General features: G+C 73.3%; 19 protein-coding genes. 9 read left to right on the top strand and 10 right to left on the bottom strand.

What is annotated here, in order from left to right:
- Window positions 1-5 precede the first annotated feature (5 nt).
- A complete protein-coding gene (gene fxsT / locus FH608_RS30455) occupies window positions 6-3569 on the bottom strand; it encodes an FxSxx-COOH system tetratricopeptide repeat protein (protein WP_139634075.1) in 3564 nt (1187 codons plus the stop codon).
- A gap of 51 nt (window positions 3570-3620) precedes the next feature.
- A complete protein-coding gene (locus FH608_RS30450; protein WP_193318710.1) occupies window positions 3621-3770 on the bottom strand; it encodes a hypothetical protein in 150 nt (49 codons plus the stop codon).
- Window positions 3771-3887: 117 nt separating this feature from the next.
- Here FH608_RS30450 and FH608_RS30445 point away from each other — a divergent pair, with 117 nt between their 5' ends.
- The 3 genes from FH608_RS30445 (at window position 3888) to FH608_RS30435 (ending at window position 7688) form a co-directional block, all read left to right on the top strand.
- Window positions 3888-5018 (top strand): FxsB family cyclophane-forming radical SAM/SPASM peptide maturase, encoded by a 1131-nt coding sequence (locus FH608_RS30445; RefSeq protein ID WP_139634073.1) that lies wholly within the window; start codon window positions 3888-3890, stop codon window positions 5016-5018.
- On the top strand, window positions 5015-6415 hold the full coding sequence (locus tag FH608_RS30440; RefSeq protein ID WP_139634072.1) for an aKG-HExxH-type peptide beta-hydroxylase: 1401 nt from the start codon (window positions 5015-5017) through the stop codon (window positions 6413-6415). Before FH608_RS30445 ends, FH608_RS30440 begins: the two co-directional genes overlap by 4 nt.
- A gap of 175 nt (window positions 6416-6590) precedes the next feature.
- Window positions 6591-7688: an acyltransferase family protein gene (locus tag FH608_RS30435; protein WP_139634071.1), complete on the top strand. Its 1098-nt coding sequence runs from the start codon at window positions 6591-6593 to the stop codon at window positions 7686-7688.
- Between the two features lie 112 nt (window positions 7689-7800).
- On the opposite strand, the gene FH608_RS30430 is transcribed toward FH608_RS30435, so the two are convergent.
- Together FH608_RS30430 and FH608_RS30425 are read right to left on the bottom strand one after the other, a co-directional pair.
- Entirely contained in the window at window positions 7801-8997 is a 1197-nt protein-coding gene (locus tag FH608_RS30430; RefSeq protein WP_139634070.1) for an FAD-dependent monooxygenase, read from the bottom strand.
- 46 nt (window positions 8998-9043) lie between these two features.
- Window positions 9044-12022 carry a BTAD domain-containing putative transcriptional regulator gene (locus tag FH608_RS30425; protein ID WP_139634069.1) on the bottom strand — a complete coding sequence of 993 codons (2979 nt, stop codon included), beginning with the start codon at window positions 12020-12022 and terminating at the stop codon, window positions 9044-9046.
- 227 nt (window positions 12023-12249) lie between these two features.
- Between FH608_RS30425 and FH608_RS30420 the strand changes: the two genes are divergently transcribed.
- Both FH608_RS30420 and FH608_RS30415 read left to right on the top strand, forming a co-directional pair.
- Window positions 12250-14262 (top strand): polysaccharide lyase family 8 super-sandwich domain-containing protein, encoded by a 2013-nt coding sequence (locus tag FH608_RS30420; RefSeq protein ID WP_193318709.1) that lies wholly within the window; start codon window positions 12250-12252, stop codon window positions 14260-14262.
- Between the two features lie 10 nt (window positions 14263-14272).
- Complete coding sequence (locus tag FH608_RS30415; protein ID WP_139634067.1) at window positions 14273-14872, top strand: class I SAM-dependent methyltransferase; 600 nt, start codon at window positions 14273-14275, stop codon at window positions 14870-14872.
- A 61-nt stretch (window positions 14873-14933) separates the two neighbouring features.
- Here the strand turns inward: FH608_RS30415 and FH608_RS30410 are convergent, their stop codons facing one another.
- The 3 genes from FH608_RS30410 to FH608_RS30400 all read right to left on the bottom strand — a co-directional run bounded on the left by FH608_RS30410 (window position 14934) and on the right by FH608_RS30400 (window position 17699).
- Window positions 14934-16028: a Gfo/Idh/MocA family protein gene (locus tag FH608_RS30410; RefSeq protein ID WP_193318708.1), complete on the bottom strand. Its 1095-nt coding sequence runs from the start codon at window positions 16026-16028 to the stop codon at window positions 14934-14936.
- Window positions 16013-16717, bottom strand: coding sequence for a ThuA domain-containing protein (locus tag FH608_RS30405; protein WP_139634065.1), 705 nt, complete (start codon window positions 16715-16717; stop codon window positions 16013-16015). The genes FH608_RS30410 and FH608_RS30405 overlap by 16 nt, the downstream gene beginning before the upstream one ends.
- A 76-nt stretch (window positions 16718-16793) precedes the next feature.
- On the bottom strand, window positions 16794-17699 hold the full coding sequence (locus tag FH608_RS30400; protein ID WP_193318707.1) for a glycerophosphodiester phosphodiesterase: 906 nt from the start codon (window positions 17697-17699) through the stop codon (window positions 16794-16796).
- A gap of 247 nt (window positions 17700-17946) precedes the next feature.
- On the opposite strand from FH608_RS30400, the gene FH608_RS30395 reads away from it, so the two are divergent.
- Entirely contained in the window at window positions 17947-18378 is a 432-nt protein-coding gene (locus FH608_RS30395) for a hypothetical protein (protein ID WP_139634063.1), read from the top strand.
- Between the two features lie 70 nt (window positions 18379-18448).
- Here FH608_RS30395 and asnB read toward each other — a convergent pair whose 3' ends face one another.
- Together asnB and FH608_RS30385 are read right to left on the bottom strand one after the other, a co-directional pair.
- Window positions 18449-20275 carry an asparagine synthase (glutamine-hydrolyzing) gene (gene asnB, locus FH608_RS30390; protein WP_394367709.1) on the bottom strand — a complete coding sequence of 609 codons (1827 nt, stop codon included), beginning with the start codon at window positions 20273-20275 and terminating at the stop codon, window positions 18449-18451.
- 163 nt (window positions 20276-20438) lie between these two features.
- A complete protein-coding gene (locus FH608_RS30385; RefSeq protein ID WP_226900039.1) occupies window positions 20439-21098 on the bottom strand; it encodes a nucleoside/nucleotide kinase family protein in 660 nt (219 codons plus the stop codon).
- A gap of 78 nt (window positions 21099-21176) precedes the next feature.
- Between FH608_RS30385 and FH608_RS30380 the strand changes: the two genes are divergently transcribed.
- Window positions 21177-21647 carry a PPOX class F420-dependent oxidoreductase gene (locus FH608_RS30380; protein WP_139634060.1) on the top strand — a complete coding sequence of 157 codons (471 nt, stop codon included), beginning with the start codon at window positions 21177-21179 and terminating at the stop codon, window positions 21645-21647.
- A 6-nt stretch (window positions 21648-21653) separates the two neighbouring features.
- Here FH608_RS30380 and FH608_RS30375 read toward each other — a convergent pair whose 3' ends face one another.
- A complete protein-coding gene (locus tag FH608_RS30375) occupies window positions 21654-22250 on the bottom strand; it encodes a TetR/AcrR family transcriptional regulator (RefSeq protein ID WP_226900038.1) in 597 nt (198 codons plus the stop codon).
- 116 nt (window positions 22251-22366) lie between these two features.
- On the opposite strand from FH608_RS30375, the gene FH608_RS30370 reads away from it, so the two are divergent.
- Window positions 22367-23836: a hypothetical protein gene (locus FH608_RS30370; protein ID WP_139634058.1), complete on the top strand. Its 1470-nt coding sequence runs from the start codon at window positions 22367-22369 to the stop codon at window positions 23834-23836.
- Entirely contained in the window at window positions 23833-24456 is a 624-nt protein-coding gene (locus FH608_RS30365) for a VC0807 family protein (RefSeq protein WP_139634057.1), read from the top strand. The genes FH608_RS30370 and FH608_RS30365 overlap by 4 nt, the downstream gene beginning before the upstream one ends.
- Window positions 24457-24460 lie beyond the last annotated feature (4 nt).

The raw sequence follows: 24460 nt of genomic DNA, 5'->3' as shown, positions 1-24460 counted from the left end.
GCGGGTCAGTTGCCGATGATCTCGATCTCGAGATCGTTGCGGACGCCGGTGTCCGCACCCGGGTGACCGACCTGGCGGCGCCGGGTGTTGGTGAGGTTCTCCCGGACGGCGATCACCCGCGGGTGCTCCAGCCCGAAGATCCGCGCCAGGTGGTCGTGGGCCCGCGCCTCCAGTTCGAGGGCCGCGGCGGGCTCGCTGTCCACCAGCTGGTTGGCCAGCGTCACCGCCGCGGCCATCGTGTACGGGTGCCGCAGCCCGAGCCGCCTGCGCAGCGCCTGGTGCGCGCTCGCGGCGAGCTCCCTGGCCTCCGCCGCCTGCCCGCCGGCCTTCAGGTAGGTGGCCAGGTTGACCTGCGCGGCGTGGGCGAAGGGATGCTCCGCCCGCATGGCGGCCAGCCCTGCCGCCACCCGCCTGGCGTGGTCGGCGGCGCCGGCGTGGTCGCCCCGGGCGTGCAGGTCGGCGGCGATGCCGGACTGGCACAGCAGCGTGTACAGGTGCTGGCCGCCGACGAGGGAGCGCAGCTCTTCGAAGGTCTCGCGGTCGCGGGCCAGCGCCTCGAACGAGCGGCCCAGCATGCGGTCGGCCGCCGCCAGGCTGTGCTCCAGCCGCAGCAGGAGCAGGTTGCGCGGGTCGCCCTTGGCGCTCCTGGTGGCCAGCTGCTCCAGGCCGGCGCGTACCAGGTCGTAGGAGTCACGGTAGCGGCCGAGGTCGCGAAGGAGCACTCCCGCGGTCAGCACGGTGCGCAACAGGCCGAGGTCGCTCTCGCCGTACACGGCTCGCCTTCGGTCCATGCGCTGCCTGGCCAGCTCGTACGCCCGGTGTGGCTTGCCGTTGAGCGAGGCCGACAGGGCCAGGCCGTTGAGGGCCTTGCTCGTCCACTCGTGGTCGGGGCCGAACATCCGCGTCATGCCCTCCCACGCCACGGAGTCCCAGTGGTACGCCTCGTCGAAGTCGCCGACGGCGCGCAGGTCCGCCCCGTGGACCTGCGCGGCCACGTACCTGAGGGGGTGGACCCGGCGGGCGCCGCTGAGCTCCTGCAGCGCCCGCTGGGAGAGGCCGTGGGCGACGTCCGGGCGGTCGAGCGCGCGGTAGGCGTTGGCCACCTGCATGCGCAGCCCGTTGAGCAGCTCCGACTTGACCTGGACGCCGGGCGCGGTCCAGTTCGCCAGCGCGCGGTCGCCGATGGTCACCGCCTTGTCCCACGAGCTCCGGTCGCCCTGCAGGAACAGGTAGCGGACCTGGCCGATGATCCAGCGCTGCACCATCTCGTCGAGGCTGGCGAGCGCGCCCGAGGTGAACACGTGCCTGCCCAGCTCGGCGAAGCGCCCGGCCTCCGGGCCCTCGGTCTCGGCGGGCGCGTGCCTGGCCAAGAGCGTGAGCGTCTGCCGCCGGCGCTCGGCCACGAGCTCCTTGCTCATCCCGGCGCGGACGATCTCCGCGGTGACGCGGTGCAGGCGCAGCCGTCCCCTCGGCCCCGGCTCCACCCGGGCCAGGGCGTGCTCGTGCAGCAGCCGCAGGAGCGCGTCCACCATGAAGCCGTCGCCGTAGTCGTCGATCAGCGAGACCGCGAAGTCGCGCGAGGCGGTGGAGTGGACGAGGTCGAGGGGCACGCCCTCGGCGGAGACGAAGGTCATCGCCTGGAGCAGCCACGGGGCGCCCGTCGCGCCCGGCACGCCGCGCAGCAGGTCGAGCATGAGCTCGACCAGCACCGAGTGGACGTCGTCGGGGCGGCGCTGGAGCTGCAGCTCGCGCCGGATCCGGCCGAAGGTGAACAGGAACCGCTCGACGGTGACCGTACGCAGGTCCTCGATGCTGCGCCGGGGCCGCTGCGTGCTGCTGAGCTCCCGCTCCAGCCACGCCCTGGCCATGTGCACGGCGAGCGGCAGGTAGCCCACGGCCGCGGCGATCTTGGTGGCCGCGGTGAGGCTCAGCAGCTCGTCGCCCGAGGTCAGCAGGTCGATGGCCTCGCCGGGGCTGAGCTGGCGGACCTCGACGGCGGTGAAGCCTTCGGGCCAGCCGGCCGAACGGGAGGTCGTGATGACGTGCCCGTACGTGCCTTCGGGGATGAGGCCCTCGATCGTCTCGGGACGGTCCACGTCATCGACGATCAGCAGCCAGCGGCCGGCCGCCGGGGTCGCGAGATGCTCCTTCAGCGCCGTCACCGCGTCCTCGCGCGCCGGCAGGTCCAGCGCGTCGGCGAGCCGCTGGAGGCCGCCGCGGGCGGCGAAGACGTCCTCGCCGTTGACCCAGTGGACGATGTCGTACGCGCCGCGGAAGCGGTAGGCGAACTCCAGCGCCAGCGCGCTCTTGCCGCGGCCCTCGGCGCCGTGGACGACGCAGCGGCCCGTGCCGTCCCAGCGCGGTCCGAGCCCGGTACGCAGCTCCGACAGCAGCGACTGCCGGCCGGTGAAGCTCTCCTCGCGCGGGGGCAGCTCGACGAGCACCTGCGGCTTGCCGGGGAAGCGGACCGCGCCGGGCCCCTCCCCGCCGCTCACGAACGACCCGCACACCCCGAGCCTGGCCTGCAGCTCGGTGGCGGCCTCCGCCGCGTGCATCCCGCGCAGGTCGATCTCCATCCCGTCGCCGTCGTCCGGCCCGGCCTCCAGGTGGTCGTCCACGAGGACGCGGGTCAGCCCGCGTCCCGGCAGGGGCGGGCGCTGGTTGCGGCGGCGCTGGAGCTCCAGGCCGGTGGGCTCGTCGGACGGGCCGACGAAGAGCACGGCCGTGTGCTCGTCACCGGAGAGGAGGTCGACGGGCGTGCGGTTGATGTAGTCGGGCCGGGCGATCGCCTCCACCCTGACGCCCCACAGGTCGACCTGGGCGCCGATCCACTCCCCCCAGACGTCGTAGCCGGGGACGTAGACCACCGAGACGTGGCGCAGCGTGGTCACCGCGCCGCCGGTCAGCGACTCCACCAGGCGCTCGTAGGCCGCCCGCTGGCCGGTGCCCGAACTGGGCGGCTCGGTCGTCACGGCGAGGTCGTCGGAGAAGGAGGCGTCTGCGTCGTACGGCACCTCGATCTCGATGTCCCGGCCGAAGCCGGTGCGCGCCCGCTGCCTGGCGGCCCGCAGCAGCTCCTGGTTCGCCTGGAAGACCATGGTGGGCAGCGGCAGGACCGGCGTGCCGCCGAGCTCGGTCTCTCGGGCCAGCGCCGCCGCCTCCTCGATGCCGTGCGGGCTGAACCTGAAGCACAGGACCGCGCTGTCGCACTCCAGGATGATCGCGGACGGGCGGGCGGCGCAGCGCAGGTTGACCAGGACGTAGTCGTACGGGACCGCCGCCCCGAGCTCCTGGCCGTCCAGCACGGCGTGGTGGAGCTTCCGGCCGCCCGAGCCGATGGGGATCTCCATGCCCGCCCAGGCGCCGGGTCCGGCCGTCACGGGGTCGCGCGGCCGGCCGGGCAGGAAGCGGCTCAGGTAGCGGCGCAGGGCCGGGGCCTCGGGATCCTCGTCCAGGACGAGCACCCGCTTGCCCGCCTCGGCGAGAAGCAGGGCGCTGTTGCACAACGCCGTGGTCCGGCCCAGACCCGGCCGGGTCGAGAAGAATGCGATCACGCCAGCTTCGGTCATCGTCTCCACCGTCTGACCTGTATGCCCTATATGCACATCGAGCTGCTCGACCTAATCCTTACCCGTACCCGGCAGACAGGTGTCGTGGCCGAGAAAATACGTCTCCGACGGATCGTCCAGATCCGTCAGCAACCTGCGCAGGGCGTGGCCGAGCGCGGTGTCCGGCAGCCGCTCGACGGCGTCCAGGTCGAGTGCGGACACGTCCGGAAGGTCCGAACGGAAAATCTCATCCACCTGTGCCCCTAAGACCGAAATCGTGGTCGTATTCCGATGACCGGGATATTATCCATTAAGCGTTTGCCGTAGCATTGGACAACAGTGCAATTACTTCTCGCAGCCCTGCCGGAAAGTTTTCGCACATTCGTTCTCAAGGTTCATAGTCGCTGTGACCTTGCCTGCGATCATTGTTACGTTTACGAATCCGCTGACCAGAGCTGGCGCGGCCGTCCCCTGACCATGAGCGCCGAGGTCGCGCGCGCGGTCGCGTACCGCATCGACGAGCACGCCGCCGCCCACGGCCTGAGCTCGGTCAACGTCGTCCTGCACGGCGGGGAGCCGCTGCTGTGCGGGCCGGCCCACCTCCGCGCGCTGCTGGCGATCCTCTCCGGCATGTCCGTACGCGCGAACCTGAGCGTGCAGACCAACGGCGTGCGGCTCGACGAGGCGTTCCTCGACCTTTTCGACGAGTTCGGGGTCCGGGTCGGCGTCAGCATGGACGGCGGGCGGGACGCGCACGACCGGCACCGCAGGACGCGGGCCGGGCAGGGCAGTTACGACCGGGTCCGCGCCGCCGTACGCGAGCTGGCCGCGCGCCGCGGCGGGTTCGCCGGGCTGCTGTGCACGGTGGACCTGCGCAACGACCCGGTCGAGGTCTACGAGGAGCTGATCTCCCACCGGCCGCCCGCCGTCGACTTCCTGCTCCCGCACGGCAACTGGGCCACGCCGCCGCCCGGCCGCGTCCCCGGGCTGGCCGGCACCCCGTACGCGGACTGGCTGATCGCCGTCTTCGACCGGTGGTACGGCGCGGCCGAGAGGGAGACCGCGGTGCGGATCTTCGACGCGATCCTGGCCCTGCTGCTGGGCCGCCGTTCCGGCACCGAGGGCATCGGCCCGGAGCCCGCCGCCGTCGTGGTGGTGGAGAGCGACGGCTCCATCGAGCAGAGCGACGCCCTGAAGTCCGCCTACCACGGGGCGCCCCGCACCGGCCTGGACGTCGCCCGCGACCCCTTCGACGCCGTCTTCGCCGTCCCGGGGGCCGCGGTCCGGCTGCCCCCGCCGAGCGACTGCCGCGCCTGCCCGCACCTGCGGGTGTGCGGCGGCGGGCACGTCGCGCACCGCTACCGCGCCGGCGGCTTCGACCATCCCAGCGTCTACTGCCCCGACCTCTACCGCCTGATCGAGCACATCGGCGGCAGGGTGGCCGGTGACCTCGCCCGGTTGCGCGCATGACGCGGGGATTCGAGCTCTCGCGGGCGGCGCTGGCCGACCTCGCGCGGGGAGGCGCCGCGCCCGCCACCCTCGCCGGGCTGACCGGGGTGGAGCGCGGCAAGAACGCGCTGCTGCTGCGCGCGGTCGTGGCGCGCTCCGCGGCGCTCGGCCACCCCGGCGCGCGGGCCGCCGCCGACGGGTACCGGCTGCTCGCCCGCGTCCAGCGGAGCTGCCCGCCGGCCGCGGCCCAGGTGCTGGGCTATCCGCTGATCGGGACCTGGGCGTCGGCCACGCTCGGCGCCCTGGCGCGCCAGGAGCAGAGCGCGGCGCCACAGCGGCTGGCGGCGGTCGCGGCCGGGGCCGTGGTGCTGGCCGGGGCGGCGATCACCGTACGGTTCCCCGCCGAGGCCGGGGCCGTCGCGCTGCCCGGGGTGGGGCGGCTGCCGCTGCCCGGGCTCGGCGCGGGCGAGCCCGTCACGCTGTCCCCGCCGTACCTCGTGGTGGGCGGAGAGCGGATCATGCTGCCGCGGGACCCCCGCTCGGCGACGGCCGGCCCCTGGCAGGCGGTGCGCGACCTCGGGACACCGGGCCTCGAGACACCGGGCCTCGGGACATCGGACCTCGCGGCGCCGGACTCCGGGACACCGGCGCTCGCGGCGCCGGACTCCGGGACACGGGACCGCGCGGCGCCGGACCTCGGACCGCCGGATACCGGGCTGCTGCTCGACGACGTGGACGCCTGGCGCTTTCCCGGGCCCATCGCGCCGCTGGACAGGCTCCCGGACGCCGACGCGGCGGCCTGGGCGGCGCTGATCACCGAGGCCAGGGCCGTGCTGGCGGCCGGCCACCCCGCCGTCGCGCGAGCGCTCAGCGCCATGACCAAGGTGCTGGTCCCGATCACGCCGCCCGACTCGGGCACCCGCAGCGCCACCTCCCGCACCGCGTACGGCAGCATCGCCATGTCGTGGCCGCACGACGCCAGATCGGCCGCCGTCACGCTCACCCACGAGGTCCAGCACGCCAAGCTGGCCGTGCTCATGGACCTGTTCGACCTGGTACGCCCGGGCTCCGGCGGCCGCTTCTACGCCCCGTGGCGCGACGACCCGCGACCGGCGGCGGCGCTGCTCCAGGGCGCCTACGCGCACATGGGGGTGGCCGGGTTCTGGCGGGCGGAGCGGCACCTGGCCCACGACCCGGCGCACGCCGAGTTCGTCCGCTGGCGCGACGCGGCCCGCGAGGCCTGCCTGACGCTGCTCGGCAGCGGGACGGTGACGGCGATGGGCAGCAGGTTCATCGAGGGCATGCTGGAGACGCTGGCGGCCTGGCGGTCCGAGCGGGTGCCGGCGGAGGCGTCGGCGGAGGCGCGGCAGGCGGCCACGCGGCACCGCGCGCTGTGGTCACTCCGGCACGGGAGCTGACCAGCTCAGGGGCACGGGAGCTGACCAGCTCAGCGGCACGGGAGGGCAGCCAGCGGTACGCGCCAGGTACCCCTGGCTGTACCCCGGTTGGGGCGCACGCGGGAACGACGCGCGGGCCCGGCGGCTGGTGTGCTGATCACCTCCCCATCCACGCGAGGTCATCGTGCCCACCCTCATGTCCGCGCCCGACCGGCTCGGGCGGCACCGCCTTCCCCAGCGGACCCGGCTGTACGAGATCGACGCGCTGCGCATCACCGCGGCCGTCGCGGTGATGATCTACCACTACGTGTTCTCGGGACCTGTGGGCGGTTCGAGCCCGCTGCGGTTCGCCGCCGCTGACGAGGTCGCCAGGTTCGGCTATCTGGGCGTGGACCTGTTCTTCGTGATCAGCGGTTTCGTGGTGCTGCTGAACGCCTGGGACCGCCGGCCGAGGGCCTTCCTGGTCTCGCGGATCGTACGCCTTTATCCAGCTTTCTGGGTCGCTGTCACGATCACCGCGTTAGTGTCGATCACGCTGGGCATGGGCCGCTATCCGGTCACGTTCGTGCAGTATCTCGCCAACCTGACCATGCTGAACTCGCTGCCCGACATCCCCGACATCGACGTCGTCTACTGGACGCTGTGGGCCGAGATCAGGTTCTACGTGCTCATCTTCGCGCTGTCCTGGATCGGCGTCACGCTGGGCCGGGTCACCGCGATGCTGTGGGGCTGGCTGGCCCTGACGTTCCTGCTGCAGAGCGGGGTGCTGCCGGCCCCCGTGCACGGTCTCGCCGACCTGGTGGTGCAGTCGCAGTTCTCGCACTACTTCATCGCGGGCATGGCCCTGTGCGCCATCCACCGGTACGGCATGTCCTGGCAGCCCGGCCTGATCGTCGCGATCTGCCTCGGCAACGCCGTCCACCGGGGCATCGAGTTCGCCGGCAAGGTCGGCTCCCGCTACCACACCGACATCGCGGCGGGCGTCGTGGTGGCCGTCATCGTCGCCATCTTCGTCGCGATGACCCTCGTCGCGCTCCGCGTCACCCACCGCCTGGGCCGCCCCTGGTTCGCGGTCGCCGGCGCCCTGACCTACCCCCTCTACCTGGTCCACGCGCACGTCGGCTTCATCCTCTTCACCAGGCTCGGCGACCTGGCGCAGCCACACCTCCTGCTGATCGGCGTGATGGCGCTGATGGGCCTGCTCGCGTACGCCATCCACACGCTGGTCGAGCGCCCGCTGGCGCCCGCACTGAAACGCCTCCTGAGCGCCAGGGAAGCACCGCGGCCCGGGTGACCGCGCCTCAAACTCGTCGTCGGCGGCGACCGGACAATGAGCTCCCCTTCAGCGATGCGCCCACATCGGGTTACTACGCCGAGCTCCACGCGCTCCAGCACGGCCGGTCCGGCTAGCGCGGCGCGAGGTCGCGGTAGTCGCGCAGAGTGATGTTCTCGGCCGTCTTGCGGGCCATCCTGGAGACCATGTTCTTCCCCGGCAGGTACGGCAGCAGCTTGTAGTAGCGGTTGAGCAGTTCGATCAGCAGGCGGCTCTTGGGCATCATGAGCTTGGCCACGCCGTCGCCCATCTTCTGGCAGCCCGCCACGTACCCCCGCATCTCCTCCTCGTAGCGGGCGAACGCTGCTCGGTGGTCGCCGCCGGCCGCGGCCAGCTCGCCCGCCAGCACGTACGCGCCGACCAGCGCCAGCCCGGTGCCCATGCCCGAGAGCGAGCAGGGGCTGTACGCGGCGTCGCCCACCAGCGCGACCCGGCCGCGGGTCCAGCCGTCCATGCGGACCTGCGCGACGGAGTCGAAGTAGAAGTCGGGGGCGTGCCGCATGTCCTGCAGCAGGCGGTCGCTCAGCCAGCCGTTCCCGGTGAACTGCTCGGCCAGCACCGCCTGCTGGCGGGCCACGTCGCGGCGGTCGATGCCGAGCTGGGGCGAGCCGAAGTAGAAGGTGGCCTTGGCCTCGGTGTTGTGGCGGGCGCTGTAGAGGCCGACGAGCCTGCTCCCGGTGCGGTAGACGTGCCCGTCGTGGTCCAGGTCGAGGTGGTTGGCCGTGGTGAAGATCGCGCAGTAGACGCCGAGGTGCTTGACGAACCGCTCCTCCGGCCCGAACGCGAGGCGGCGGACGTTGGAGTGCAGCCCGTCCGCGCCGATCACCAGGCCGAACCTGCGCGGCGCGCCGCGCTCGAACGTGACGGTCACGCCGTCGGCGTCCTCGTCGAGCGAGGTGATGGAGTCGCCGAAGACGTACTCGGCGTGCTCCTCGGTGGCGTCGTACAGGATGCGCGCCAGGTCGCCGCGGAGGATCTCGACGTCGCCGGAGAACAGGTCGGCGGGCATCGTGGCCTGCTTCCTGCCGTCGCTGTTGACGTACGACATGGAGCCCATGCCGGTGCGGGCGTGCTCGATGGCGTCCATGACGCCCATGCGGCGCAGGATCGACAGGTGCGCGTGGCCGCGGAAGTCGACGGCGTAGCCGCCGTCACGCAGGGCGGGGGCGCGCTCCACGATCGTCGGGGTGAAGCCGTGGCGGCGCAGCCAGTAGGCGAGGACCGGGCCCGCTACGGAGGCGCCGGAGATCAGGACGTTCGCGTTTCTCATGACGCGCAGCCTGGCCGGGAGCGCTCACCGCGCGCTCACCGTGGGCTCACCGCCCGCTCACCGCCCGCATGACGCGCTCCGGCAGGCCCAGGATGGGCAGCACGTCGGGGCTGGTCACCGCGGCGGCCTCGCGGTAGCGGGCCAGGGCCGTGGCGTGGTCACCGCGTTCCTCGGCGACACGGCCGAGCCCGGCCAGCGTGCGCACCCGCGTCCCGACGCTCTTGACCCAGTACGGGTCGAGGCGTTCCAGGGCCTCGCCGTACAACCGCTCTGCCTCAGCCAGGTCCCGCTCCAGCAGGGCGATGTCGGCGAGCCCGCGCAGGGCCGCCGCCAGGTAGGTGGCGCCGCCGGCGCGGCGGGCGAGCCGGGCGGCCCGCTCGTAGTCGGCGCGCGCCGCCGCCGGGTCGTCGCCGACCAGGTGATCACCCCGGTTGACCAGCAGGTCGGAGCTGTCCTCCAGCGAGCCGAGCCGCTCGGTGAGCGCCAGCGCCTCGTCGGTCAGCGCGATCGCCGCCTTCCTGTCGCCGCGCGCCCCCGCCAGCCCGGCGAGCGTGTCCAGGGCCAGCGCGGTGCCCCATCGGTCGCCCAGCGCGCGGAACCCTTCGACGGACGCGGCGAAATCGCGCTCCGCCGCCGCGACGCCGCCCTCGTCCGCCGGGGCGGGCGGGGCGAAGCCCAGCACGTACTGCACGGCGGCCCGTACCCACGGCTCGGGGCAGTCGCGCTGCGCTGAGACGAGCGCGAACGCCTCGTACGGGTCGGGCTCGCCGGCGTTGCGCATCAGCCACACCAGCAGGGCCATCGGGTAGCGGCCCGGCCGGTCGCCCGGCCACGCGGCGGCCAGCGCCGGCCCGGCCGCCGCCCGGTGCCGCCGCCACGCCGCGCCGCCGTCCGCGCCGGACGCGGCCAGCAGCACGCACGCCGCGTACTCCTCGCCGAGCCCGTCCGGGTACGGGCCCCCGCCAGGACCGCCCTTCGCTCTGCGGGTCCCGTCGTCCAGCGGGCCGCCCACCGCGCCGCCTGCCGCGCCGCCGGTCCCGTCGTCCAGGGGGCCGCGCGCCGCGTCGCCGATCGCGTCGAGCAGGGCGATGGCCTGCGGCGCGACCGACGCGGACGCGCCTTTGATCCACAGGTACGCCGACGCCGCGGCGAGCAGTTCGAGCGCGGTGCCCACCTCCCGCGCCTCGACCGACCGGCGCACCGCCGCCAGGAGGTTCGCGTGCTCGGCCGCCAGGACCGCCAGCCACTCCAGCTGCTCGGTCCGGCGCAGGTGCGGGTCGGCGGTGCGCACCAGCTCCAGGAGGTGCCGGGCGTGGGCGCGGCTCGCGGACTCGCGTTCGCCCGCCTCGTCGAGCCGTTCGGCGGCGTACGCCCGGATCGTCTCCAGCATGCGGTAACGCCCGCCGGCCAGCTCCAGCAGCGACTTGTCGACCAGCGACTCCAGCGTCTCGCCCGCCGTCCCGCACACCCGCAGCGCGCTCTCGGCCGTCGCTCCCCCGGCGAAGACCGTGAACCGCCGCGCGGCCCGCTGCTCCTGCTCGGGCAGCAGGTCCCAGCTCCACGCGACCACCGAGCGGAGCGTCCGGTGCCGCTCGTCGGCCGTACGGCTGCCGCGCGCCGCCACGCCGAGCCGGTCGTCCAGGCGTCCCGCCAGGTCGTCGATGTCGAGCGTACGGAGCCGCGCCGCCGCCAGCTCGATGGCCAGCGGCAGGTCGTCCAGGGCCGCGCAGATCCGCCGTACCACCTCCGGGTCGGCCGTGAAACCCCGGCGGGCGGCGCGGGCGCGGTCGGTGAAGAGCCGGACGGCCGCGTCGCCGTCCAGCGGGCGGACCTGATGGATGTGCTCGCCGATGATGCCGAGCGGCTCCCTGCTCGTGGCCAGCACCCGCAGCCGCGGGCAGGTCGCCAGCAGCCGCGCCGCCAGCGTGGCGGCCTCCTCGACGACGTGCTCGCAATTGTCGAGGACGAGCAGGAGCACCCGGTCCGACAGCGCCCCGATCAGGCGGTCGACCGCCCCCTGACCGCCGGCGCCCATCTGGAGCCCGTTCTCGCGCAGGCCGAGCGCGCCCAGCAGCGCCTGTGGCAGGTCGCCGCCGTCGCGCAGCGCCGCCAGCTCCACGAAGCACACCTCGCCGTCCGTCCCGGCGGCGATCTCGACCGACAGCCGGGTCTTGCCCACGCCGCCGGGGCCGGCCAGCGTCACCAGCCTGGCCGTGCGCAGCAGCCCCGCGACCTCGGCCACCTCGTCCGTACGGCCGACGAACGACGTCAGCTGCGCGGGCGGCGCGGCCACCGGCGGCGACGGATCGGCTCTCAGCAGCTCCCGGTGCAGGGCGACCAGCTCGGCCGACGGATCGGCGCCCAGCTCGTCGGCCAGGCGCCGCCGCGTCTCCTCGAACACCACCAGCGCCTCGGCCTGCCCGCCCCCGGCGAACAGCGCCCGCATCAGCAGCCCGGCCGGCCGCTCGCGGAGCGGGTGGCGGCCGACCAGCTCGCGGAGCCCCGGCACGACGCCGCGGTGCTCGCCGAGCCGCAGCTCCGCCTCGACGCGGTCCTCGATCGCCTCCAGCCGGCGCTCCTCCAGGCGCACGGCGGCGGCCTGCACCGTACGGCTCCCCGCGAGGTCGGCCAGCGCCGGGCCCTGCCACAGCTCCAACGCCTCGCCCAGCAGCGTCACCGCCCGCCGCGCGTCACCGTCGCGCAGCGCGGCCCGTCCCTCGCGCGCCAGCCGCTCGAAACGGCAGGCGTCCACGTCGTCCGGCTCGACCAGGATCCGGTAACCGGCGCCGGACCGCTCGATCAGGGGGCCGAGGGCCGTACGCAGCCTGGAGACCTGCGACTGCAGCGCGTGCGCCGACAGGGCGCGGTCCGGGTCGAGCTCCTCGGCCAGCCGGTCGGCCGGCACGACCTCGCCGGGCTGGACCAGCAGCAGGGCCAGCAGCGCGCGGCGCGCCGGCCCGCCCAGCGCGACCCCCGACCCGTCCTCGCGCCACGCCCGGGTCTCGCCCAGGATTGCGAACCGCATGCGCCGATTATCCATCGCTGCCCCAATGCTCCGGCTCCGAGCACCGTCCCGCACGACCGTCCGGGTATGAGCACCGTCCTGCGCGGCCTCCGGCTCCGGGCACTGTCCGCCGCGGCCCTAACGGCTCCGAGGCCCATGCTTCGGGCCCCTCGATGCCCGGGCTTCGAGGGCTATGCTCTCGACGTGTTCTCGCCCGCGCCCCGCTCGCCCGGCGCCCCGGGGTGGCCGTGACCGGGGCCGGCCTGGCGGAGGCCGCCGCCACCGTCCGGGCGCGGCTCGTGAGCGCGCTGCGTGCCGGGCAGGGCACGCGCACCGGCCCGCCCGCCTCGCAGGGCGCCTGGCCCGCTCTCGACGCGGACGGCACCTGGCCCGACCTCGACTACGCCGGCCGCGACCTGGCCGTGTGGACCCCGTTCGAGCACCTGACCAGACTCGTGGAGCTCGCCCGGGGCACCCCGGGTGGCCGGGCCGGGGCCGGGGCCGAGGACGGGGCCGAGGACGGGGACGGGGACGGGGACGGGGACGGGGACGGGGCCGAGCAGGCGGTGCGGGCGCTGGACGCCTGGCTGCGGCTCGATCCGATCTGCCCCAACTGGTGGTACAACCAGCTCGGCGTCCCGCGCCTGCTCGGAGACGTCGCCCTCCTCCTGGAGCCCCGTCTGACGGCCGTCCAGCGCGACCAGGCGATCAGGGTGCTGGAACGAGCGACCTGGGAACGCATGACCGGCCAGAACCTCCTCTGGGCCGCGCAGGTCGCCATCCGCCGCTGCCTGCTCGCCGGCGACCCCGACGGCCTGGCCGACGCGTACCGCCGGGTGCAGGGCCTGGCCGTCCCAGGTCCCGGGGAGGGCATCCAGGCCGACGGCAGCTTCCACCAGCACGGCGCGCAGCTCTACTCCGGCGGGTACGGCCACGTGTTCGCCGTCGAGACGGCGGCCCTGGCCGCGCTGAGCGCCGGCACGGCGCTGGCCCTCTCCGGCCGGGCGCTGGCCGTCCTGGCCGGTTACCTGCTCGACGGGCAGCGCTGGATGGTGCACGCCGGCCGCTACGACATCGCCTGCATGGGACGCGAAAGCTCGCGCGAGGGCAACGCCGCCCAGGCGCGGGAGCTCGCGGCGGCGGCCCGGGCGCTGGCGTCCGCCGGAGGGCCGCGCGCGGACGAGTTGCGGGCCTTCGCCGGCGGCGCGCTCCCGCCTCAGGGCACGCGGGCCTTCTGGCGGTCCGACTACCTGGCGGTGCACCGCCCCACCTGGTCGGCGGCGGTCAAGCTGTCCTCCACGCGTACGGCGCTGTCCGAGTGCTGCAACGACGAGGGACTGCGCGGCCGGCACCTGTGCGACGGGGTCTGCCACCTGTGGCGCGGCGGCGACGAGTACCATGAGCTCTGGCCGGTCCAGGACTGGCGGCACATCCCCGGCACGACCGCCGCGTACGGCGCCGACCCGCTGCCCACCAACGTGCTCGGTGCCGACACCGGCGACTCCCCGTTCGCGGGCGTCCTGTCGGACGGCGAGTACGGCGTCGCCGCGATGCACCTGAAGCACGACGGCGTCGAGGCGCGCAAGGCGTGGTTCTTCTTCGTGGAGGAGTTCGTGGCGCTCGGCGCGGGCATCAGCGGCGGCGGCGACGTCCCGGTGCACACCACCCTCGACCAGACCGCCCTGGTGGGCGAGGTCCGCTGCCTTCCCGCCGCGCTCCACCACAACGGGGTCGGCTACCGCTTCTTCGAGCCGGTCCCGGTGACGGTCCGTGCGGGCACGCGGTCGGGCCGGTGGACGGACATCAACCGCTCCCAGCCCGGCCGGCTCGTGTCGGCCGACGTCCTGGAGCTGTGGCTGGATCACGGGCCACGGCCCGCCGCCGCCTCGTACGCGTACGTCACGATCCCGGGCATCTCCCCCGAACGACTCCGCGAGCCCGGACAGGTGACCGTGCTGGCCAACACGCCGGACCTCCAGGCCGTCCGGCACGCGGGGCTCGGCCTCGTCCAGGCGGTCTTCCACCGGCCCGGCACGCTGGAGCTGCCCGGCGGCGACGGCGTCACGGTCGACCGGCCGCTTCTCCTCCAGCTCGGCGGCGCCTCGGCCGTCACCGCGGCCTGCCCCCTGGCGGCGGGCGGGACCGCCGCCATCGGCCTGCGGCGCGACGGGGCCGAGCACCGGCTCCGCCTCCGCCTGCCGGACGGGCCGGAGGCGGGCGCCACGGTCACCGCCTCGCCGCCCGGCGACGCCGAGAGGTAGATGTGCTGGTGTGACCAGTGATGGGTTGTTCGCGGAAACGGCCGCGTACTATGCGCGGTTCCGGCCCGGCTATCCGGAGATGTTCTTCGAGGACGTCGTCCGGCGGTTCCGGCTCGACGGGACGGGGCGGCTGCTGGACCTGGGATGCGGCACCGGCCAGCTCGGCATCCCGCTCGCGGCGCACGTCGCGGAGGTGGTCGGGATGGACCCTGAGCCCGGCATGCTCGCCGAGGCCGCGCGGCTGGCCGCCGCCAGGGCTGTGGGCAACGCGAGCTGGGTGCTCGGCGGTTCGGCGGACCTGCCCGGGACGCTGGGGCGGTTCCGGCTGGTGGCGATGGGGCGCTCGTTCCACTGGATGGACCGGGAGCGGGTCCTGGAGGCACTGGACGGCATGGTGGAGGGCATGGTGGAGGGCGACGGCGGGCTGGTGATCGCCGGCGACGCGTGCCTGGCGAGGCCGGTCACGTCGGTCCCGCTCCGGCGGCTGCTCGGCGACCGGCGGCCGGCGTTCGAGGAGGAGGTCGCCGAGGTGCTGCGGGCCTACACCTCGGACGGCCGGCTCCTCGAACCGGTCAGCCTGGCGGTCCTCACGGCCACGAGGAACGCGTAGAGCCGGTCGGAGGACGGTTTCGTGGTGCCCGCGCCACGAGCGGGCGGGCACCAGGCGGTGGCTACGTGTTCTCGGAGGGGAGGAGGGCCACGGGGCGCGGGCGGGCGCAGGTGCTCGTGATGGGCACCGACGCTCCCGAGTGCGCCGAGGCCAGCAGGGACTCCATGATCTCCAGCACGTGGAAGGCCAGCGAGCCCCCCGTACGCGGCTCCGTGCCCGCCGGGGTGCACGCGAAGTCGGCCAGCCCGACCCCGCGCCCGGCGTCGACGTAGCCGGCCGAGGTGGGCAGGTCGCTCCAGCCGTCCTGCCCGACCTTCGACATCAGGACGGGCCCGTCGAACCGGTTGGGGTCCGGTACGACGAGCGACGCCTTCTCCCCGTGCACCTCGATGTTGGGCGACTTGGTGGCCGCCCCGTCGAAGCTCATCACGAGCGTGGTCAGCGCTCCCGAGTCGTGGACCAGCACCCCGGTGACGTGGGTGTCGACGGTGACGGGGATCTCCTCGCCCTGCCGGGGACCGGAGCCGATGGTGCGCTTGGAACGGGTGCGGTTGGCCGCGCCGATGACGGTTCTCACCGGCCCGAGCAGCGTGACGAGGCTGGTGATGTAGTACGGCCCCATGTCCAGGAGGGGGCCGCCGCCGGGGACGTAGTAGAAGTCGGGGTTGGGGTGCCAGCGCTCGTGGCCGGGGGTCATCATCGTCGCGGTCGCGGCGATGGGCCGGCCGATGAGCCCGTCGTCGATCGCCTGGCGGGCCGTCTGCGTGCCCGTGCCGAGCACCGTGTCGGGCGCGCACCCGAGGCGTACCCCGGCGGCGTCGGCGGCCCGCAGCATCTCCCCTGCCTGCGCCACGGTCGCGGCGAGCGGCTTCTCGCAATAGACGTCCTTGCCCGCCGCGATGGCCTGCAGCGCGATCTCGGCGTGGGCGGCCGGAACGGTGAGGTTCAGGACGACGTCAACGCGCGGATCCGCCATCAACTCCGCCACGCTCATCACCTCGACGCCCTCGTAGGGCCGAACCGCCTCCCTGGCCCGGTCGAGGTCGAGGTCGGCGGCGGCCACGAGCCGCAGTCGCGGCAGGCGGGCGATGGTGCGGAAGTACTGGGCCGAGATGGCGCCGCATCCGACCACGCCGATGTTCACCTGGCCGCCCACAGCATGCCCCTCTCGATGATGGTCCGCACGCTGTCGTGCTCTAGCACGTCCACACTGTGGCCTGGGGTGGCGACGAAGATCCGCCCCTCGCCCCATTGCCGGGTCCAGACCGCCGGCGAGGTGACCTCCCGGTGCCAGGGGTCCCACGGGCGCACCTTCTGCGTCGTCGTCGCCAGCACGTCGATGTAGTCGTCGGTCAGCACCCAGTACTGCTCGGTGACGAGGTCGAAGTCGGTGATGCCCTCGGTGATGGGGTGGCTGCCCGCCTCGGGCAGCATGTTCACGGTGTACGGGACGTAGTTGTCGGCCTGCGTGCCCTCGCGCTCGGCCGGGTCCTTGCCCGGGTGGCAGGCGAACTGCCCGCCGATGAGGTGCAGGTAGTCGGAGGAGTTCCGGTAGGAGTCGGCGATGCCGCCGTGCCAGCCCGCCATCCCGGTGCCCGCCCGGATCGCGGCCTCGAGCCCGCGCAGCTGTTCCGGCTCGATGGTGCCCATCGTGTAGCACTGCACGATGAGGTCGACCCCGGCCATGAACCCGGCATCCGCGTACGGCGCCGGCGAGTCCGCCAGTTCCACCTCGAACCCGTTCTTCTCCAGATGGGGAACGAAGAGGTCGGTGGCCGCCACGGGGGCGTGACCCTCCCAGCCGCCGCGCACCACCAGGGCCCTGCGGCCGTTTTCGCCTGTCATGCTTTCGCCTATCGCTTGGGGGACAAACGACTCCAATCGTCGCATTTCAGACCGAAGTTTCTGAAGTGGGTTTCGCCTACCGGGCACCCATGACGTCGGCGAGGCGGCCGGGCAGGTTGGTCATGATGCCGTCCACCCCGTACGAGAGCATGCGGCGCATGAGGCCGGGCTTGTCCGTCGTGCCGGTGTAGACGCGCAGGCCGTTGTCGTGGGCCGTCGTGACGAGGTGGGCACTGAGCTTGGAGTGCGGCCGGCAGATGCCCTGGGCGAAGTCGGAGAATCCGGAGAGCTGCTTCACCGTCATGTTGCCGAGCAGCACGATCGGGACCTCGGGCATCATCCCGTGGAAGTTCCGCATCGCCTTCCAGTCGAACGCCTGCACCGCCACGCCCCCGCTCCTCCACCACGAGCGGTGGCCCTTCAGCACGTCGGCCACCCGCCGGTCGATGCCCGCGTTGGGCGCGCCGTGCTTGATCTCCAGCATGAGCCCGACGCCGTACCGGTCCATCGCCTGGAGCGCCTCTTCCAGCGTGGGCACCTTCTCGCCACGGAAATTCGAGGAGAACCACGAGCCGGCGTCCAGCCTTCGTATCTCGGCGAGCGTGAAATCGGCGACCCGCCACGGGGAACGGTCGGGGAAAAGCTTCTCGACGTTCGTGGTACGGGACAGCGTCTGGTCGTGCATGAGGACAAGTTCGTGGTCCTTGGTCTGCTGGATGTCGAATTCGCACGCGTCGGCCCCTTCCCTGCCGGACTCGGCGCAGGCGGCGAGGGTGTTCTCCGGCGCGTAGGCGGCGCCGGCCCGATGGGCGATGTTGGAGACGTGGTCGGCCGAGCGCGACGCCGCGTCGATCTCGCTCGGCGCGGCGGCGGCCTTGTGCGGCGCGGCGTCGACTCCGTGCGGCGTGGCGGCCCATGCGGCGCTCCAGACGAGGGCCGGCGCGGCCACGGCGACGGCGACGGCACCGAGAAGGCGGTACATGGTTCCTCCCGGGGGCTGGTAATCCGAACCCGACAAAGTGTCTGTTATGTCGAATGCGTGAAAAGTGCCCACTAAAGACCACCGGCGATCCATTTAGTACGGCGTGTCGCACATATCAGCACGAAACATTTGCCGGAGGGGAAGCATGATTGACGAGGGCGAAGCCCCGGCCAAAGGTCCGTCAAAACACCTGCATTCGGCCGTGATTTGCGGGATTTGGGCGGACGAAACGGTCCACAGTGGCCGCATGTTCGCTACCACCGCGCTGGCGGTCACCGCTCTCGCCGCCCTGCTCGTCCCATCGCCCGCCCACGCCGACGCGCCCCAGGACGCCCGTGACGGCTGGCGCGACAACCCCGGCTGGGCCGCGGCCACCGTCTCGCCCGACCGCAGGCGCATCGGGGTCTGCGACAAGAGCGACGACGGGCGTACGGCCAGGGTCGAGTACACGACCTCCGACCTGAAGACGTGGACGGTGACCGACGCCAACGGCGCCCGGCCCGGCTGCGCGGCCGCCGCCACCATGCGCAGCCGCATCGACTCCTTCCGGCTCTGCCCGGGCGGGCCGGTCGAGCCGTGCCGCCACTCGGTGTGGGTCGGCGGGAGCGTGTTCGACTTCATGAGCCGGGCCTTGCTGAACCAGCGCTCCGCGGCCCGCTCGGACGACGGGCAACGCTGAGCCGGAGACCCGCCGCACGCGCAGAGGACGGGCCACGCTGCCAGGAGCGCTCAGCGGACGGGCCGCGCGCTCACAGGGTCAGCCGGACCTGGTACGCCTTGAGCCAGGCGTCGAACTGGAGCATGCGCTCCAGCGCGGCCCGGGTGCTCAGATCGCCTTCGTCGCCCATCGGCCGGTCGATCATCGCGCGCACCTTGTCCAGGTCGATCACCTGCGCGCACGGCGCGTCCCCCCGCTCGACGAGCGCGCGGGCCGCGTCGCGCAGGGCCTGCTCGTACGCCGGGTCCTGGGTGGCCGGGTACGGGCTCTTGACCCGCTGGAGCACCGACTCGGGCAGCAGGTCCGCGGCGGCGGCGCGCAGCAGGCTCTTCTCGCGCCCGTCGAAGGTCTTCATCGCCCAGGGCACGTTGAAGACGTACTCGACCAGCCGGTGGTCGCAGAACGGCACCCGCACCTCCAGCCCGACGGCCATGCTCATCCGGTCCTTCCGGTCGAGCAGGATCTGCACGAACCGGGTGAGGTGTAGGTAGCTGACCTCCCGCATGCGCCGCTCGTGCCCGGTCTCGCCCGCGAGCCTGGGCACCTCGGCCAGCGCCTGGCGGTAGCTCTCGTCCTGGTAGCCGCGGATGTCGAGCAGGCGCGCCACGTCGTCCTTGAACAGCCGCTGCACCTCCGTACGCGCGGCCAGGCCGCCGATGAACCACGGGAAGGTGCCGGCCTCGACCGCCGCCGGGTCGTGGAACCACCGGTAGCCGCCGAACACCTCGTCGGCCGACTCGCCGGAGAGCGCCACGGTGGAGTGCCCCCTGATCGCCTTGAACAGCAGGTACAGCGAGCTGTCCATGTCACCGATGCCCATCGGCAGGTCCCGGGCGCGCAGCACGGCGCCGCGCGCGGCCGGGTTCATCAGCTCCGCCGAGTCGAGCACGATGTCGGTGTGGTCGGCGCCGAGGTGCTCGGCGACCTCGTGGACGTACGGCGCGTCGGGCGTCTCACGGGTGAGATCGGGCTTGAAGTGCTCGGTGTAGCCGGCGAAGTCGACCGCGAACGAGCGGACCGTGCCCAGCCCCTGGTCGCGCAGGCCCTTGGCGGCGATCGCGGTGATGGTGCTGGAGTCGAGGCCGCCGGACAGCAGCACGCACAGCGGCACGTCGCTGATGAGCTGGCGGCCGACGATGTCGTCGAGCAGGCCGCGCACGGTCTTGACCGTGTAGTCGACGTCGTCGGTGTGCTCGCGCGACTCCAGCCGCCAGTAGCGGTGCTTGCTGATCCCGCCGCGGCCCACCTTGACGAGCTGGCCGGGGCGCACCTCGTACATGCCCTTGAAGACGCCGTGCTCGGGCGTCTTGACGTACGCCATGAGCTCGCGCAGCCCGTCGGCGTCGAGCACCGGCTGGACCAGCGGGTTGGCGAGGATGGCCTTGGGCTCCGAGCCGAACAGCACGCCGTGCGGCGTCGGGAAGTAGTAGAGCGGCTTGATGCCCATGCGGTCGCGGACGAGCAGCAGCTGCTCGCGGCGGGCGTCCCAGACGGCGAAGGCGTACATGCCGTTCAGGTGGCCGGCCATCTCCTCGCCCCACTCGACGTAGGCGCGCAGGACCACCTCGGTGTCGCTCTGGGTGCGGAACTCGTGGCCGCGGGCGGCCAGCTCGGCGCGCAGCTCGCGGTAGTTGTAGACCTCTCCGCTGTACGTGAGGACGGACGGCTCCCGCCCGGCGTCGTCGGCGATCATCGGCTGCCGGCCGCCGGCGAGGTCGATGATGGCAAGCCTGCGGTGGCCGATGGCGGCGTGCGGCGCGATCCACAACCCCTCGTCGTCGGGGCCGCGGCAGGCCATCGTGTCGGTCATGGCCTGCGCGGTGTCCCTGGCCTCCCGCAGGTCCCGCTCGAAATCCACCCATCCGCATATGCCACACATTTCGGCTTCTCCCCCGGTTTGTCAGCAGGTTTCATCTGCTGCCCGTATCGAGCGGGTTCTCACCCGGGGAAAGCCCCTTGACCAGGAGGAACGCGGCCCGCCGACCGGGAGGAGCGCGGCCGGTGGCAAGCGCGGCCGGTGGCTAGAACGTGTCGGGGTTCACCAGGAGGTCCGCGCTCCCCCGGGTGGCGCGGATGGCCTCGGCGTTGGGCTCGTCCACCTCGGCCACCCAGCGCACCGCCTGCTCCGGCGACTTGCCGAACTCGACGTGCCGCCTGGTGAGCCGGTCGAGGCGGACCGCGTCGTCGATCTCGGCGTACCAGACCTCGGTCATGGCGGCCCGCACCCCCGGCCACGGGTCGGCGGTGGCGAGCAGGTAGTTGCCCTCGCTGACCACCACCCGCGCGGCCGGCGGCACCGGGATGGCGCCGGCGATCGGCTGCTCGATCTCGCGGTCGAAAGACGGCGCGTAGACGACGGCGGAGGTCTCCGCGCGCACCCGCCGCAGCAGCGCGAGGTAGCCGTGGGCGTCGAAGGTGTCCATGGCGCCCTTGCGCCCGAGCCGTCCGAGGCGTTCGAGCTCGACGTCGGCCAGGTGGAAGCCGTCCATCGGCACCCACACCGCCGGCAGCCCCGACGCGGTCAGCCGCGCCGCCAGCCGCCCCGCCAGCGTCGACTTGCCGGCGCCCGGGCACCCGGCGATGCCCACCACGACCCGCCCGCCGTCGGCGGAGGCCAGCGCGTGCACCCGCCGTACCAGCCGCTCGCCCGTCGCCACCGGCGCGGCGCATTCCTCTCGCAACGGTCGTACACCTCCGGACCCCTTGGCGGGGGGATGAAAGGATCGGAGGGCTGAGTGTACGACCGAAAGGCACATGAGATGGCTCCGAGCGTCGCCACCGCCCGCCGCGTGGATCTGCCCGAGTTGCTGGACTTCCTCCGCCCGAGGCACCACGGGCTGCTGTCGACCACCCGCCGGGACGGGCGGCCCCAGCTCTCGCCCGTCTCGTGCGGGGTCGACGAGGGCGGGCGGATCGTGGTGTCCACCTATCCCGAGCGCGCCAAGGCGCGCAACGCCCGCGCCGACGACCGGGCGTCGATCTGCGTGCTGTCCGACGACTGGAACGGCCCTTACGTGCAGGTCGACGGCCGGGCCGAGGTCATCGACATGCCCGAGGCGCTCGAACCGCTCGTCGAGTACTACCGGTGCATCGCGGGCGAGCACCCCGACTGGGATGAATACCGCGAGGCCATGCGCCGCCAGGACAAGTCGCTCATCCGCCTGCACATCGACCGCTGGGGCCCGATCGCGACCGGCGGCTTCCCCGCCCGCCTCGTGCCCGGGCAGTGACTCCGCTCAGCGAGGTCTGACCAGGGGAAGGAACACCTGGTCCACGATCTCGACCAGCGCCTCGTCGGTGACCCCGCCGACGAGGCTCATCTGATACTCGTTGCGCAGCAGCGCCACGGGCACCGTCGCGACGCGCGGCAGCAGTGACTCCGGCCTGGCCTCGCCCCTCGCCACGGCCCTCGCGAGGATGGTCAGCATCGTGCCGGGCTCCTGGGCGAGCTCGTCGCGCACCTGCTGCCTGAGCTCGGGCTGCTGGTGCAGCTCCGACATCGCCCCGCGCAGGATCTCGCCGCCGACGGGCGAGCTCATCCTGGCCACCGCTCCCCGCAGCAGCTCCAGCACGTCCGAGCGCAGGTCGCCGGTGTCGGGCGGGGTGGCGGCCTGGGCCACGAACTCCCGGTGCGCGGCGAGCGCGAGCGCCGCCCGGCTCGGCCAGCGCCGGTAGATAGCCGTCTTGTTGGTGCCCGCGCGCTGCGCCACCCGGTCCATGGTGAGCCGGGCGTAGCCGCCGTCGGCGACCTCGTCGAGCGCCGCCCGCAGGATCGCCCGCTCCAGCTCGGCACCCCGCCGCCGCGAACGCTTGTCGTGTGTCTCGCCGCCCACGCGCACCCTCCTCGTCCTTACGGTCCTGACCGTCCCTTATTGCATCCTAGGGCCTTCCTGTGTACGGTACGAAACGTCCCCTATTAAGGGACGCCTAGTCCACAGAGAGATCTCCCATGACCAGCCAGCTCGACGACCTCCGCACGGGCCTCAACCGCGGCTTCACGTACGGCCTGTTCGGCGACCCCGACCCCTTCATGACCCACGCCCGCGACCTGGGCGGCCGCTTCGTCCGCCTGAACCTCTTCTGGTCGCAGCTCGAACCCGCGCCCGGCGACTTCGACTGGAAGGCCGCCGACGCCTTCTTCGACCAGCTCCAGGAGGGCGACGAGGCGTGGGTGACCGTCTGCTCCAGCTCCACCTGGGCCACCCGGCGCCCGACCCGGTTCCTGCCGTCCTCACCCGCCGCCGACCCCGGCCGCTACCGCGCGTTCGTCGGCGCGCTCGTACGCCGGGCCGCCGGGCGGGTGCGGTTCTGGCAGTGCGAGGTCGAGCCGTGCGTCCCGATGCTCTGGGCCGGCTCGGCCGGCGACTACGTCTCCCACCTGCGCGCCTTCCACGACGCCGTCAAGCAGGCCGACCCGGACGCCCTCGTCGGGCTCGGCGCCGCCGTGCCGGGCGCGATGATCGCCGACGGGCGCCAGGGCGACGGGCCGTGGGCCGACTACGTCGACCGGATCCTGCGGGACGGGCGCGACCACTTCGACGTCTTCGACATCCACCCGTACGGGGACCCGTACCGGATCCCGGAGCTGATCGAGGCGTGCCGCCGGCAGATGGCGCGGCACGGCTACGGCAGGCCGATCGTCGCCAGCGAGTACAACGGGCCGATGCCCACCGCGTTCCCGGCCAACTTCGCCGCGCTGCGGGACGTGCTCGCCGGGCACCGCCGCCAGTTCCTCGGCGAGGTCCCGGTGCCCGAGGGCGGGCCGGGCGCCGCCCCCGACGACCCCGCCGTGGTCGCTTTGTACGAGCGGGCGGCCGAACTGCCCGAGACGCTCCGGATGTTCCTGACCGAGTGCCCGCCGGAGCTCGTGGCCCGACGGCAGCGGCTGGCCGGCCGCGACATCGTGGCCAGGACGCTGCTGCTGCTGTCGGCCGGGGTACGCCGTACGGCCTGCTTCCAGATCGCGCCCGAGGGGCCGCACGCCAACCCGCGCACGGTGCGGGGCCTGATGTTCGACACGTTCGCGCTGATGGACGGCGACTTCCGCCGGCACCCGACCGCCGACGTCTTCGCCCTGATGTCGCGCCACCTCGCCACCGCGACCGAGGTCCGCAGGGTCGCCACGCCACCCGGCCGGTACGTCTTCGACGTCCGCAGGGAGCGCGGCGCCCCGATCCTCGTCGCCTGGCAAGACGGCGACGACCACGACCGCGACCACGAACGCGGCACCGGCACCGGCACCGGCAGTTGCGCCACGGGCGGCGGGGCCGAGTCGTTCGTCCGGCCCTGGCCGGCCGGTCTCTCCGCGGAGGCCGTCGACGCGTTCGGCGCCGCCGTGCCGTTCGAGCTCGCGGACGGCGTTCTCCGCCTCCCCCTGTCCTCGGATCCCGTCTTCGTCACGCCCAAGGAGTTCTCATGAACCGGTCCGCGCTGATCAAGGGAGTCCTCGCCGACGTGGGACTGCCCGTCGCCGTCTACTACGCCTGCCGGATCGCCGGCCTCGACCAGTTGCCCGCCCTAATGCTGGGCGGGCTCGCCGCGCTGCTCCGCACCGCCGTCGTGGCCGTCCGCCTGCGGCGCTTCAACGGCCTGGCCACGCTGGTGGCGGCGGGCTTCGGCGTGGCGGTCCTCCTGGCGGAGCTCACCGGCGACCCGCGCCTGGTCCTGGCCAAGGAGTCGGTCGTCTCCGGGCTGCTCGGCCTGCTGCTGCTCGGCTCGTGCCTGGTGGGGCACCCCCTCATGTACGCGCTCATGCGCCGGCTGAACGCGGAGAACCACGACAAGCTGGCCGAATGGGAGCACATGTGGCAGGTGCGGCCCGAGTTCCGGCGCGTGTTCACCGTCATCACCCTGGTCTGGGGCGCGGGAGCGCTGGCCGAGGCGCTCGTCCGGCTGCCGCTGATCTACGGCCTCCCGCTGGACGTCATGGCCGGTGTGTCCACCGCCCTGCAACTGGGCACGATCGCCGTACTGATGGGGTGGACGCTCCTCTACCGCAAGCGGCGGGCGGACAGAGCCGCCACCAAGACCCAAATTTAGGGTG

The organism is Nonomuraea phyllanthi (assembly GCF_006334985.2).
GTDB lineage: Bacteria > Actinomycetota > Actinomycetes > Streptosporangiales > Streptosporangiaceae > Nonomuraea > Nonomuraea phyllanthi.
Note: the sequence above shows the minus strand (reverse complement) of the source record. Positions and strands in the feature narration are given on the sequence as shown.

Bases quoted from the DNA above. Each gene is read 5' to 3' on its own strand.
- fxsT (WP_139634075.1), bottom strand. From the start codon at position 3,569: ATGACCGAAGCTGGCGTGATCGCATTCTTCTCGACCCGGCCGGGTCTG.
- FH608_RS30440 (WP_139634072.1), top strand. From the start codon at position 5,015: ATGACGCGGGGATTCGAGCTCTCGCGGGCGGCGCTGGCCGACCTCGCG.
- FH608_RS30435 (WP_139634071.1), top strand. From the start codon at position 6,591: ATGTCCGCGCCCGACCGGCTCGGGCGGCACCGCCTTCCCCAGCGGACC.
- FH608_RS30430 (WP_139634070.1), bottom strand. From the start codon at position 8,997: ATGAGAAACGCGAACGTCCTGATCTCCGGCGCCTCCGTAGCGGGCCCG.
- FH608_RS30425 (WP_139634069.1), bottom strand. From the start codon at position 12,022: ATGCGGTTCGCAATCCTGGGCGAGACCCGGGCGTGGCGCGAGGACGGG.
- FH608_RS30405 (WP_139634065.1), bottom strand. From the start codon at position 16,717: ATGACAGGCGAAAACGGCCGCAGGGCCCTGGTGGTGCGCGGCGGCTGG.
- FH608_RS30400 (WP_193318707.1), bottom strand. From the start codon at position 17,699: ATGTACCGCCTTCTCGGTGCCGTCGCCGTCGCCGTGGCCGCGCCGGCC.
- FH608_RS30395 (WP_139634063.1), top strand. From the start codon at position 17,947: ATGTTCGCTACCACCGCGCTGGCGGTCACCGCTCTCGCCGCCCTGCTC.
- FH608_RS30380 (WP_139634060.1), top strand. From the start codon at position 21,177: ATGGCTCCGAGCGTCGCCACCGCCCGCCGCGTGGATCTGCCCGAGTTG.
- FH608_RS30370 (WP_139634058.1), top strand. From the start codon at position 22,367: ATGACCAGCCAGCTCGACGACCTCCGCACGGGCCTCAACCGCGGCTTC.
- FH608_RS30365 (WP_139634057.1), top strand. From the start codon at position 23,833: ATGAACCGGTCCGCGCTGATCAAGGGAGTCCTCGCCGACGTGGGACTG.